At 57.3% G+C, this 12,653-nt stretch carries 13 protein-coding genes; all 13 read right to left on the bottom strand.

The window, feature by feature from the left end; all coding sequences use genetic code 11:
- Nucleotides 1–26 precede the first annotated feature (26 nt).
- The 13 genes from argF to MJA45_RS00560 all read right to left on the bottom strand — a co-directional run bounded on the left by argF (nt 27) and on the right by MJA45_RS00560 (nt 12,613).
- Nucleotides 27–980 carry an ornithine carbamoyltransferase gene (argF, locus tag MJA45_RS00620; RefSeq protein ID WP_315605393.1) on the bottom strand — a complete coding sequence of 318 codons (954 nt, stop codon included), beginning with the start codon at nt 978–980 and terminating at the stop codon, nt 27–29.
- 67 nt (nt 981–1,047) lie between these two features.
- Nucleotides 1,048–2,235 (bottom strand): acetylornithine transaminase, encoded by a 1,188-nt coding sequence (locus MJA45_RS00615; RefSeq protein WP_315605392.1) that lies wholly within the window; start codon nt 2,233–2,235, stop codon nt 1,048–1,050.
- A 68-nt stretch (nt 2,236–2,303) separates the two neighbouring features.
- Nucleotides 2,304–3,095, bottom strand: coding sequence for an acetylglutamate kinase (gene argB / locus MJA45_RS00610; RefSeq protein WP_315605391.1), 792 nt, complete (start codon nt 3,093–3,095; stop codon nt 2,304–2,306).
- A gap of 25 nt (nt 3,096–3,120) precedes the next feature.
- Nucleotides 3,121–4,344: a bifunctional glutamate N-acetyltransferase/amino-acid acetyltransferase ArgJ gene (argJ, locus tag MJA45_RS00605; RefSeq protein ID WP_315605390.1), complete on the bottom strand. Its 1,224-nt coding sequence runs from the start codon at nt 4,342–4,344 to the stop codon at nt 3,121–3,123.
- Nucleotides 4,345–4,368: 24 nt separating this feature from the next.
- Complete coding sequence (gene argC / locus MJA45_RS00600; RefSeq protein WP_315605389.1) at nt 4,369–5,418, bottom strand: N-acetyl-gamma-glutamyl-phosphate reductase; 1,050 nt, start codon at nt 5,416–5,418, stop codon at nt 4,369–4,371.
- Nucleotides 5,419–5,503: 85 nt separating this feature from the next.
- A complete protein-coding gene (locus MJA45_RS00595) occupies nt 5,504–5,956 on the bottom strand; it encodes a hypothetical protein (protein WP_315605388.1) in 453 nt (150 codons plus the stop codon).
- Between the two features lie 49 nt (nt 5,957–6,005).
- A protein-coding gene (prfB, locus tag MJA45_RS00590; RefSeq protein WP_315605387.1) for a peptide chain release factor 2 occupies nt 6,006–7,125 on the bottom strand; the annotation gives its coding sequence in 2 pieces (ribosomal slippage) (nt 6,006–7,055 and nt 7,057–7,125; 1,119 coding nt in all).
- A 167-nt stretch (nt 7,126–7,292) separates the two neighbouring features.
- Nucleotides 7,293–9,797 (bottom strand): preprotein translocase subunit SecA, encoded by a 2,505-nt coding sequence (gene secA, locus MJA45_RS00585; RefSeq protein WP_315605386.1) that lies wholly within the window; start codon nt 9,795–9,797, stop codon nt 7,293–7,295.
- Between the two features lie 268 nt (nt 9,798–10,065).
- Nucleotides 10,066–10,620, bottom strand: a complete 555-nt coding sequence (gene hpf, locus MJA45_RS00580; protein ID WP_315605385.1) for a ribosome hibernation-promoting factor, HPF/YfiA family — start codon at nt 10,618–10,620, stop codon at nt 10,066–10,068.
- A 321-nt stretch (nt 10,621–10,941) separates the two neighbouring features.
- Nucleotides 10,942–11,139 (bottom strand): cold shock domain-containing protein, encoded by a 198-nt coding sequence (locus MJA45_RS00575; RefSeq protein ID WP_315607911.1) that lies wholly within the window; start codon nt 11,137–11,139, stop codon nt 10,942–10,944.
- Nucleotides 11,140–11,487: 348 nt separating this feature from the next.
- Nucleotides 11,488–11,823 carry a flagellar protein FliT gene (locus tag MJA45_RS00570; RefSeq protein ID WP_315605384.1) on the bottom strand — a complete coding sequence of 112 codons (336 nt, stop codon included), beginning with the start codon at nt 11,821–11,823 and terminating at the stop codon, nt 11,488–11,490.
- The gene (gene fliS, locus MJA45_RS00565; protein ID WP_315605383.1) at nt 11,816–12,208 is read right to left on the bottom strand and encodes a flagellar export chaperone FliS; all 393 of its coding nucleotides are present in this window, start codon (nt 12,206–12,208) and stop codon (nt 11,816–11,818) included. The genes MJA45_RS00570 and fliS overlap by 8 nt, the downstream gene beginning before the upstream one ends.
- Before the next feature lie 15 nt (nt 12,209–12,223).
- Nucleotides 12,224–12,613 carry a flagellar protein FlaG gene (locus tag MJA45_RS00560; protein WP_315605382.1) on the bottom strand — a complete coding sequence of 130 codons (390 nt, stop codon included), beginning with the start codon at nt 12,611–12,613 and terminating at the stop codon, nt 12,224–12,226.
- Between the last annotated feature and the right edge of the window lie 40 nt (nt 12,614–12,653).

The following is a 12,653-nucleotide window of genomic DNA, read 5'->3' as shown; positions in this document are numbered from 1 at the left end:
TCACTCCATCTCTTATTATGGGATGTTTACATCAAAGCCGCCATGATGGCCTTCTGGGCATGCAGACGGTTCTCGGCCTGGTCAAAAATAATGGAGTTCGGGCCGTCGATGACGCCCTCGCTCACTTCCTCTCCGCGGTGGGCGGGCAGGCAGTGCAGGAACAGGTAATCCTTCTTCGCATAGGCGGCGAGCTCTTCGTTCACCTGGAAAGAGGCAAAAGCCTTCTCCCGGATCTTCTGCTCCTCCTCCTGCCCCATGCTGGCCCATACGTCCGTGTAGATCACGTCGGCATCGGCCACCGCTTCCTTCGCGTCCTCCGTTAGCGTAAATGAGCCTCCGGTTTGCGCCGAGTACTCCTTGGCCGATTTGATGACATCGTTGCTCGGGAAATACCCTTGCGGCGAAGCGACCGCCATGTGCATGCCGAGCTTGGCCGCTCCGATCATCAAGGAGTGAACCATGTTGTTGCCGTCGCCCACGAAGGCGATTTTGAGCCCTTCGAGGCGGCCTTTGTGCTCGAGCACCGTCTGATAGTCGGCGAGTGCCTGGCACGGATGGGAATAATCCGTCAGCCCGTTGATGACCGGCACGGTGGAGCTGCGGGCGAGGTCGATCACGGTGCGGTGCGCGAAGGTGCGGATCATGATTCCGTCGAGGTACCTCGACAGCACCTGGGCTGTATCCGAGATGGGCTCCCCGCGGCCGATCTGCAGGTCGTTGCGGCTCAGGAACAAGGCGTGGCCGCCGAGCTGGTACATCCCCACCTCGAACGACACGCGCGTCCGGGTCGACGACTTCTCGAAGATCATCCCGAGCGTTTTTCCTTTAAGGGGCTGGTAAACCTCCCCGTTCTTCTGCTTCTTCTTCAAATCGATCGCAAGATCGATCAAGTAACGGATTTCTTCCGGGCTGTAATCGGTCAGGCCGATAAAATCCCGGCCCTTCAAGTCCAGATCAAGTGATGGCTTTACGCTTTCCATAGAGGTCAATCTCCCCTTTCTTTGTTTGAATGACGGTCGAGGTAAGGGTGTGCTGCCGCAAAAGGCGCTAGACGGCTGTCTGAGCTTTGGCGGCCAGCACCCGGCTGATCGTTTCGACCGCCCGGTCGATTTCGTCCTCGCTCACGAGTAGATTCGGAAGAAGACGGATCACATCCGGCCCAGCGGAAACGACGAGCAGGCCGTTCCGGTGAATGTCCGCAATCTGCTCGGCAACCGGACCCGCACATAGAATGCCCACGATCAGGCCCTTGCCGCGGATTTCCTTCACGAAATCGTTGCCCTTCAGCGCTTCCGTCAGCTTCGCGAAAAGGTACTCGCCCTTCTCCGCGGCACGCTCGGAGAGCTTTTCGCCCACAATCGTCTCCACGGTGGCGATTGCCGTTGCCGTCGCAATCGGGGTTCCCCCGAACGTCGAGCCGTGGCTTCCCGCCGAGAAGGCTTCCGCCAGCTTCTCCTTGCCCAGCATGGCACCGATCGGGAACCCGCTGCCGAGCGCTTTAGCCAAGGTGATGATATCCGGCTCGATACCGTAATGCTCATAGGCAAACAGCTTGCCGGTGCGGCCCATGCCCGTCTGGATCTCATCAACGATCAGAAGCAGGTCGTATTTCTGGCACAGGCGCACCACTTCCTGAACGAAAGCCGGGTCGGCCGTAATGACGCCGCCCTCGGCCTGAATCATCTCCAGCATGATGGCGCAGGTTTTGTCGCCGATATACGACTCCAAGCCTTCGATAACGTTATAAGGAGCATACACGAACCCTTGAGGCAGCGGAAGGAAGCCTTCCTTCACCTTATCCTGCCCGGTGGCCGTTAGAGTAGCGAGCGTCCGCCCATGGAACGACTGGTGGAACGTAATGATTTCATGGCGGTCACGGCCGAGCACTTTCTGGTTGTAGCGGCGGGCGATTTTAATGGCGGCCTCGTTGGCCTCCGCGCCCGTGCTGCAGAAGAACGCCCGGTCCAGGCAGCTGTTCGCGGTCAAGAGAGCCGCCAGCTTTTCCTGATTCGGAATATGAAACAGATTGCTCACGTGCCACAGCTGGTCCAGCTGCTCGATGAGCTTCTCCTTGATGGCCTTCGGGGCATGGCCCAGGCTCGTCACCGCCAAGCCGCTCATGAAGTCCAAATATTCCTTGCCGTTGTCATCCCACAGCCGGCTGCCTTCCCCTTTCACGATCGTAATGGGGTACCGGGCATAGGTCGGGAACAAGGCGCTTTGCTGCTCTCCCATGGTTCTTCGCTCCTTTTTGGAATGATTTATGGTGATAGGCAAGGCAATGGCTTGACCTTACCTTACGATCAGCGGATGATACGAGTACCGATCTCCCCGCCCTTGAGGACCTGGCTCAGCACTTCGGGAACAGAGCCGTCCACAATAACGACTTCCTTTACATCCCCCTGGATGCATTGGACCGCCGCCCGGACCTTCGGGATCATGCCTCCGTAAATTTCACCGGAGCCGATCATTTCTTCAATGTCATACACCGTAACACTTGGTAATACTTTTTTGACGCCATCTACTGTTCTCATGATGCCCGGCACGTCCGTAACGACAATCATCCGCTCGACGCCGAGCCGAGAAGCTACCGCTCCCGCCGCCGTATCCGCATTAATGTTGTACCTCTGTCCGCCGTCGGCCCCAAGCCCGATAGGGGCGATGACCGGCATGTAGCCCATGGCCACGATCCCTTGGATCAGCGCCGCATTCACGTCCGTCACGTCGCCGACCAGCCCGACCTCGTGGGCATTCGCCACGGGCCGGGCTTGGATGAGGTGGCCGTCTACGCCGGACAGCCCGATCGCTTTTGCTCCGGAAAGCTGAATTTTGCGCACGATCTCCTTGTTGATCCGGCCCGCCAGCACCATCTCCACCACATCCAGCACGGCTTCGTTCGTTTTGCGAAGACCGCCAACGAATTCCGTCTCGATTCCGAGCTTGTTCAGCGTATCCGAGATCGCCGGCCCGCCCCCGTGCACGATGACCGGGATAAGGCCTTCTTCCTGCAAGCTTCGCATATCCGTATAAAAAGAATCCGGCAGAGCCGCCAGGGTGCTCCCGCCGCATTTGATGACAAAACAATTATCGCTCATGAGTCCGGTCCTTTCTTGTGTAGGCTTACGTCCGGTAGGCCGCGTTGATGCGGACATAATCATAGGTCAGGTCGCAGCCCCAAGCAGTAGCGCGCGCTTCCCCCATGTTCAAGCTGACGTAGATCTGCACGAGGTCGCCGCGCAGGTACTCGAGCGCCGCGTCCTCATCGAACTTCACCGGCCGCGACTGCTCCAGAACGGATATATCGCCGAGCCGGATATCCACGGTGTCCACATTCACGGGCTCGCCCGCCCGGCCGACGGCGGCAATGATCCGTCCCCAATTGGCGTCGGCTCCGAAGCAGGCGGACTTCACCAGGGAGGAGCCGACCACCGTTTTGGCAATGGCCCGGGCAGCCTTATCGGACTGTGCACCGTCCACGTTCACCTCGACCAGCTTCGTCGCTCCTTCGCCGTCACGGGCGATCGCCTTCGCGAGATACTCGCCCACGTGCCGGAAGCCTTCCTCGAACGCCGCCCAGTCCGGGTGGCCCGGGGCCAGGGCTTCCCCGCCCGCTGCGAGCCCGCTTGCCATGGCGACGACCATGTCGTTCGTGCTCGTGTCGCCGTCCACGGTGATCATGTTGAAGGTGGAATCGGTCACGCCGTTCAAAAGCGCCTGCAGATCGCTGCCCGCTACGTTGGCGTCCGTAGTGATGAATCCGAGCATGGTCGCCATGTTCGGATGAATCATCCCGGAGCCTTTGGCCGCACCGGCTATGTAAACGGGCTGCCCGCCTACCTCCACGCTGACGCAGATCATCTTCTGCACGAGGTCGGTCGTCAGGATCGCCTGGCAGAAGTCCTCGCTTCCGTCCACCTTCAGCCGTTCCGGAAGGGCGGCGATGCCGCTTCGCACCTTCTCCATCGGCAGCAGCTCGCCGATGACGCCGGTCGAGGTCACCCCGACCAGGTACTCCTCGATCCCGAGCGCCCGGGCCATCGCCGAACGCATCTCCCGCGCGTCGTCCTCGCCCTGCTGGCCCGTGCACGCGTTGGCGTTGCCGCTGTTCACGAGCATCGCCTGCAGCTTGCCTTCCTGCCCGATGCTCTCCCGCGTCACCTTAAGGGGCGCCGCCTGGAACGCATTCAGCGTATACACGCCAGCCGCCGCGGCCGGCACCTCGCACCAGATGGCGCCGAGGTCGTAGCGCTCTGTTTTCTTAAGGCCGCAGTGAAGGCCTCCTGCCGTGAAGCCTTTTGGCGTCGTGACGCCGCCGGCTTCCACCACTTGAAATCCAGCTCCCATTTTCCTTCCACCTATCCTCGCAAATTAAGGGTAAACCGGGGTGAACGCAAGCCCCGTCGCTTCGTCCCAGCCCATCATCAGGTTCAGGTTCTGAACAGCCTGCCCGGCCGCTCCCTTCACCACATTGTCGATGACCGACACGATCGTCACGCGGCCAGTCCGGTCATCCACGGAGAAGCCGATATCGCAGTAGTTCGAGCCCCAGACTTCCTTTGTGCCTGGAACCTTGCCTTTCGGACGGATCCGCACAAAGGGGCGTCCTTTGTAGAACTCCCGGTAGAGCTCGAGGAAATCCTCATCGGAACGCTTCCCCTTGACCGTGGCATAGATCGTGCTCTGAATGCCGCGGGTCATCGGAACGAGATGCGTTGTGAACGTCGTGATGACTTCCTGCCCGGCTTCCCGGCTCAGCACCTGCTCGATCTCCGGGATATGCTGGTGCTTGTTCACTTTGTACGCCAGGAAATTCTCATTGATTTCCGCAAAATGATTGGTCAAGCTGAGCCCGCGTCCTGCTCCGGATACTCCGGACTTCGCATCAATGATAATGGTCGCCGGGTCAATCCAGCCCGCCTTCACGGCAGGCACGAGCCCGAGCAGGGTAGCCGTCGGGTAACAGCCCGGGTTGGAGATGAAGTCCACTCCCTTTACCTCTTCCCCATAGACCTCCGCCAGTCCATACACCGCCTTGGCTAAATATTCATCGGCGGCCGGCTTGTGTTTATACCATTTCTCATACACTTCCCCGGACTTCAGACGGAAGTCACCCGAAATATCGATGACCTTCAGCCCGGCTTCCAGCAGCTGCGGAGCCAGGTTGGCGGCCACTCCTGCCGGGGTCGCCAGGAAGACGACATCCGCTTTGCTACGGATAAGCGGAACGTCTACCGCGTCCAGCGTGTCGGTCACAATTTCGTTCAAATGCGGAAAACCGTTCGCAATCGGCACCCCCGGCGTCGAAGACGAGATAACCGAGGTAATGTCCACATGGGGATGCTGCAGCAAAAGCCGGATCAGCTCGACCCCGCCGTAACCGGTGGAGCCGACGATAGCCGCGCGAATGGGTTGAGTCATGGATGAGTCCTCCTTCTAAGACAGAAACCAACGTCCCTTAAAAATGATATGTATTATTATACGGTCCATAGTATAAAAATTCAATTTATATTTTGGGCCTACCTTTTCTACTTCGCCATTTGTGCCGAAATTCCCCCTTCGACCGATAAAAAAAGAAGGCGGTTTTCCGTAAGCGGGTAGAAGCGAACGCAGAGGAATCGGTTAGGCCCGTCATGGAGGAAGGGACCTTCCCCCGCCCAGCGTTAGGCCTGCCGCTTTTTTCCTCGCGGCGCACAAAAAAAGGCATTCCCCTGGAACGGGAAATGCCCCCGGCGTCCTCCTGCCCGGCTCCCCTGCTGCCGCCCAGACGCTGGTACCTGCCCGGCGAAAGCCGGGAAGGATTGCGGATCATCGGCTCGAGCCGTTCCCTCACGCGTGCTTCGGCGATTCGCCATTCCTGGCGGATCCGCGCGAACTCGGGACTCGTCTGGTCCGCCGCCCACCTGAGGTCTCCGCCGCTTTCGTTCGCGGCCTCCGGTCTTCCCACCGGGCTATGCACGCCGCCCCCTCGGCAAGAAAACGGGGGCAAGCGTAAAAGCCTACTTAACTTACTCCGTTTCTCCCGGCTCGCGGTGGATCTGATGGCGCAGGTACGCATCGATCAGGAAATCGATCTCCCCGTCCATCACCGCGCCGACGTTCCCGGTCTCCGTCAGCGTCCGGTGGTCTTTCACCATGCTGTACGGATGGAACACGTACGAGCGGATCTGGCTGCCCCACGCAATGTCGGACTGCTCGCCGCGGATCTCGGCCAGGTGCTTCTCCTGCTCCTCGATCTTCTTCTCGTACAGCTTCGAGCGCAGGTGGGTCATCGCCCGCTCGCGGTTCTTGATCTGCGAGCGCTCGGTCTGGCACGTCACCACAATTCCGGTCGGAAGGTGCGTGATCCGCACGGCCGAGTCCGTCGTGTTGATGTGCTGGCCGCCTGCTCCCGAGGACCGGTAGGTGTCGACCTTGAGGTCCTCCGGCCGGATCTCGATATCCGCGTCTTCCTCGATCTCCGGCACGACGTCGCAGGAGACGAAAGACGTATGGCGGCGGCCCGACGCGTCAAAGGGCGAGATGCGCACCAGCCGGTGCACGCCTTTCTCCGTCTTCAGGTAGCCGTAGGCGTTATGCCCCTTGATGAGAAGCGTCACGCTCTTCACGCCGGCCTCGTCGCCCGGCAGGTAATCGAGCACCTCGACCTTGAAGCCCCGCTTCTCCGCCCAGCGGCGGTACATCCGAAGCAGCATCTCGGCCCAGTCCTGCGACTCCGTGCCGCCCGCACCCGGATGAAGCTCGAGAATCGCGTTCAGCCGGTCGTACGGTTGGCTTAGCAGCAGCGTCAGCTCATACGCCTCGAGCTTCTTGACGAGCTCGGCTGTTCCGTTGACCAACTCCTCGACCAGGCTGTCGTCTTCTTCCTCTTCGGCCAGCTCCAGCATCACTTCGAGGTCCTCGTAGTTCTTCGACAGTTCCTCGTAGTCGGAGACGACGCTCTTGATCGCATTCAGCTCACCGATGATCTTCTGGGCGTAATCGTTATCGTCCCAGAAGTCGGGAACCGACATCTTCTCTTCGTAATCCGCGATTTGTTCCAGCTTGAGGTCTAAGTCAAAGAGACCCCCTAAGTTCATTTAATCGCCCTGCTACTTCTCTTAGGTCCTGCTTAATTTCCGGTTCCATCGTATGCTTCACGCTCCATGAATAGATTGGGTTGAGAATAAAGATAGGAGAAGGGGATGCCGCCGCGTTGTCTCTCGGCCCATCCCCCGTCTCTTGTATTCCGTCGGCCGGCCCGGATGGGTATGGGGTTTACCCCCATAGTTCCTCCCAAGCCTTAGCTCGCTTTCTTACTTGCCGTGGCACTGCTTGAACTTCTTGCCGCTTCCGCATGGGCACAGGTCGTTGCGGCCCACCGTATCCTCACGCTTCACCGGACGCTTCTCCGCCGGCTCGCCGCTTGGATCGACGGCCTGTCCTTCCGCTACCGCTTGGCGCTCCAGGTTCACTTCCACCTGCGCCTTCATGATGTAAGTGGCGACTTCCTCCTGGATGCTGTTGATCATCTCCTGGAACATCTCGAAGCCTTCGAACTGGTATTCCCTCAGCGGATCGGTACCGCCGTAGGCCCGAAGGTGAATCCCCTGGCGGAGCTGATCCATCGCATCGATGTGGTCCATCCACTTGCTGTCCACGGCGCGGAGTACGACCACCTTCTCGAACTCGCGCATGTTCTCCGGTCCGATCTGCTCTTCGCGGGCTTCATACTTCTCGAGAATCTGGGCCTGGATGTACTCTGTGATCTCTTCCTTCTCTTTGCCCCAGAGGGTATCCTTCGTCAGCGCGCCTTCCTCCAGGAACGTATTGTTCGCGTAGGCGGCCAGCTCTTCGAGCTCCCACTCTTCCGGGATTTGGTCGTCCGGGCAGTGGGCTTCCACCGCACGCTCGACCACCGGGTTGATCATGTTGAGGACGATCTCGCGGATGTCTCCCGATTCGAGCACTTCCATCCGCTGCTTGTAGATGATGTTCCGCTGCTGGTTCATGACGTCGTCGTACTGGAGAACGACCTTCCGCACGTCGAAGTTGTTGCCCTCCACCCGCTTCTGGGCGGATTCCACCGCACGGGTAATGAGGCGGCTCTCGATCGGCTGGTCCTCCTCGAAGCCCAGACGATCCATCATGCCCATGATGTTCTCGGCGCCGAAGCGCTTCATGAGATCATCCTCGAGCGAGAGGTAGAACTGGGAAGACCCCGGGTCCCCCTGACGTCCGGCGCGGCCGCGCAGCTGGTTATCGATCCGGCGGCTTTCATGCCGCTCCGTACCTATAATATGCAGGCCTCCGAGCTCCGGAACCCCTTCGCCCAGCAAAATATCCGTTCCGCGTCCCGCCATGTTGGTGGCGATGGTAACGGCTCCCGGCTGTCCGGCGCGGGAGACGATCTCCGCTTCCTCGGCGTGATACTTCGCGTTCAGCACCTGGTGCTTGATGCCTTTCTTCTTCAGCATATCCGACAGCTTCTCCGAGTTCTCGATCGACACCGTACCGACCAGCACCGGCTGATTCACCTGGTGCCGCTTCACGATCTCTTCGACGGTGGCGCGGAACTTGCTGCCCTCGGATTTATAGACGACATCCGGCATGTCCTTGCGGATGTTCGGCCGGTTCGTCGGCACCACGACGACGTCGAGCCCGTAAATCTTCTTGAACTCCTCTTCCTCGGTCTTCGCCGTACCGGTCATCCCGGCCAGCTTGCGGTACATCCGGAAGTAGTTCTGGAAGGTGATCGTCGCAAGCGTCATGCTCTCGTTTTGCACCGTGAGGCCTTCCTTCGCCTCGATCGCCTGATGCAGCCCGTCGCTGTACCGGCGTCCCGTCATCAGACGCCCGGTGAACTCGTCCACGATCACCACTTCGTCCTCCTGGACGACGTAATCGATGTCCCGCCGCATGATCGCATGAGCTTTCAGCGCTTGGGTAATATGGTGGTTCAGGAGCACATTGGCGTGATCAAACAGGTTCTCGATCCCGAAAGCCTTCTCCGCCTTGGCTACCCCGGCTTCCGTCAGGTTAACCGAACGGAGCTTGATGTCAATCGTGTAGTCCTCTTCGTCCTTCAGCTTGTTCACAAAACGATCCGCCGTCGTGTAAAGCTCCGTCGACTTGGCGGCTTGTCCCGAAATGATGAGCGGAGTCCGCGCCTCGTCCACCAGAATGGAGTCCACTTCATCGACAATGGCATAGTGAAGCGGACGCTGCACCATTTGTTCCTTGTACAGCACCATGTTGTCGCGCAGGTAATCGAACCCGAACTCGTTGTTCGTTCCGTACGTGATATCGCAGGCATAAGCCTGCTGCTTCTGGGCATGGTCCATGCTGTTCAAGTTCAGCCCGACCGTAAGCCCGAGGAAGTTGTAAACCTTCCCCATCATCTCCCAGCCGACGGTGGCCAAGTAGTCGTTGACGGTAACCAGGTGGACGCCCTTGCCCGAGAGGGCATTCAGGTACACGGGAAGCGTTCCGACGAGCGTTTTTCCTTCCCCGGTTTTCATCTCCGCGATTTTTCCTTCGTGAAGCACCATACCCCCGATCAGCTGCACATCGAAGTGGCGCATCCCGAGCGTCCGCTTGGCCGCTTCCCTTACCGTGGCAAAAGCCTCCGGCAGCAGGTCCTCCAGCGTTTCGCCCTTCTCCAGGCGTTCTTTGTATTCATCGGTTTTGGCTCTCAACTGCTCGTCCGTCAAAGGCTCGAAATCAGCCTCCATCGCGTTGATCCGCTCTACCGTTTTCATCATTCGTTTGATATCGCGCTCGTTCGAGTCACCGAATATCTTTTTGACGATTCCCAGCATGGGTTAGACCCCTTTCCAAATCCTTCAAGGATAAACGAACCTTAGGCTCACGCCCGGGTCCGCGCCCTGCCTGTCCAGCAGGCTAAGGATCTATCCAGAAAGGTATGCTTTCTTATTTTACATAGACTTATGCAGTATAGAGAAATTGTAGCAGTTTCAAGAGGAGGTAGCAACTTAATCTGCGTAAAACGCCGTCTTTTCGGCACTAAAAAACCCGATCCGTTTCGGACCGGGCGTCTGTATAATGGATGGAGTAGAGCAGGATTGCTTACCGGGCCGGCTCGATCAAGCCGTATGTCCCGTCATTGCGCTTGTAAACCACATTCACCTGCTCGGAATCGCCCGAGTTGGCAAAGACGAAAAAGTTGTGGCCCACCATGTTCATCTGGAGGATGGCCTCTTCCACATCCATCGGCTTCAAATTAAACCGCTTGGTGCGGACGAGCTCGAAGTCATCTTCCTCCTCGTGCATCAGGGCGGCGGCTACCTCATCTTCTTCCTTGAAGCTTCTCATGCCGCTTTCCTGCCGGATCCGGCGGTTGGCCTTCGTCTTCAGCTTACGGATCTGCCGCTCCAGCTTCTCCGTGACCAGGTCGATCGACGCGTACATGTCGCCGTCCTTCACCTCGGCCCTCAACATAACGCCCGGAAGGGGGATCGTCACCTCTACACTGTGTCCGGCTTTCGTTACGCTTAACGTTACATTCACATCAGCAATCGGGGGAGCTTCAAAATACCTTTCCAGCCTGCCAATTCTCTTCTGCACATACTCTCGCAACGCTTCGGTTACTTCGATGTTTGCACCTCGAATGGTATAGTTCATGGTATAACTCCTCCTTTCCCTTTCATTATAGTATATATACCCACAACTTCAAAATATATTTACAAGAAAATTCGCACAATTCTGAAACATACGTGACAGCCTGATGTCAAGCTGGCCGGCGGCCTTTTTAGCCTGTGGATATCTGCTTGCTAGTTAGAGAAGTAAGCGATTTCAAAGGACCGCGGCTTATCCCCGTTTTGCTCCTTCAGCGCGTTTTTCGCTCCCTCTTCCCCACAGAAAAAACACCCCGGAATCGAGTTCCGGGGTGTTCCTGCTTAGGAGCCGTTTGCTTATTTATAAGATCGGCTCTCCAGCCGATAATTACAGTTTTACAACGTTTGCAGCTTGAGGACCGCGTGCGCCTTCTACGATGTCAAACTCCACTTCTTGACCTTCGTCAAGGGATTTGAAGCCTTCTGCTTGGATAGCCGAGAAGTGTACGAATACATCTCCGCCTTCTTCCGTCTCGATGAAACCGTAGCCTTTTTCTGCGTTGAACCATTTAACTTTACCTTGCATCTGGAACATTCCCTTCATCTTCAAATAAATGTACATCCTATGTACATGGCATTACCCCTAGACTATAACACTGCAAGTAAGCGTATGTCAATTCTCCCCAAGTCCGCCTGTTGATAAACTGCGGTAATTTTCCGAAAATTCATCCACTAACAACTTTTAAACAGGATTTATTCCCTGTGAAAGCTTATTTTCATTGGATATCCACAAAGTTATACACATTATCCACAGGTTGGCTGCTGGAGTTGCTAACAGACTAACAGGGTCTTAAGTCACGGTCCCTCCCCTTCTTCTTACATAAAAACAAGCCAATGCCGAAGGTTCGACATTGACTTATAGGAGAAGGGTCCTTTATTTTCTCTGATTGAAAAAAACGCTATCGCTCGCATAAGCCGATTCATAGGCATTCTTCTGCATACGGGCGGAGGTAAGCTTGGCCATGCCCTGCTCGGCCTCCTGCTTCAGTCGGCTCATCCGCTCCCGGATGGCCGTATCCTTCTCCAGAATCCCCGCGATGATCGGATGATAGAGGGTTAGCTGGTCGGCCGAATAGTTCTTCTGGAGCAGGAGGGAAATCAGCTCTCCCCGCCTGTGGACAAACGCTTCCAGCTCCTCGTACTCACAGGAAGCGAGATTCGCCATGATGGCATCCGTCAGCCGGTCGAGCTCCAAAATATGCTTATCCATGCTGCAGTCCCGCCTGAACGAGGCCGCCTTTCGCCGCCTGCATCCACGTGTCCTTCAGATCGATCAGATAGCCCAGCACTTCCTCAGCTGGCGCGGTGTCTTTCTTTACGTTGGCTTCTCTAAGAAGGAAGAGGAAATACTCATACAGGCTGGTAAGCTGAGGAGCAAGGCTGGACTTCGTGTCCAACGTGGCGATAAGCTCGCTGATGATGGACTGCACCTTCACCAGGTTCGTGCTGGCATCCGCGTAGTTCTTCTGCTTGATGGCTTCAATGCCCAGGCGGTTAAACCGGATGGCGCCGTCATAGAGCAGAATCAGGAGCTGCTGGGGGCTGGCGGTTTGGACGGAGTTGTTCAGGTACTGGTTGCGCTGCAATTGATTCATCAGGTGATCCCTCCACTATCTTCGTTCATCGACCATGAGTCCGGCTAGTTCCCAAATTTTCGATACAAAATCCAGCGTCTTCTCCGCCGGCACTTCCCGGATAATATCTCCGGTCTCTTTGTCATGCACCTTCACCATGATTTGGTGGGTTTTCTGGTGGACGGAGAATTCCAGCGTCGTAATCCGGCCTTCTGCGGCCTTCAGGGCTCTCTCAATCGTCTTGATCAGCTGCTCGTCACTGATGTGGACGTTCTCGCCCTTGATCTCGGCTTCCTTGATTTCCTTCGTATTGCGGATGGCGTCTATGTTGGAAATAACGTTCTCTTGGGAGCTGGGTCTTCCGGTAAATTCCTTCTCAAGGGAAACCGGCGTCGCAGCGTCCGTGCGCGGGATGTTTGGATTCATGCGCAAACCTCCACAGGATCAGTGTCATAGGGTAAAGCTC

This window comes from Paenibacillus aurantius, from assembly GCF_032268605.1.
Classification (GTDB): domain Bacteria; phylum Bacillota; class Bacilli; order Paenibacillales; family NBRC-103111; genus Paenibacillus_AO; species Paenibacillus_AO aurantius.
This window is presented reverse-complemented; position numbering and strand designations above follow the sequence as displayed.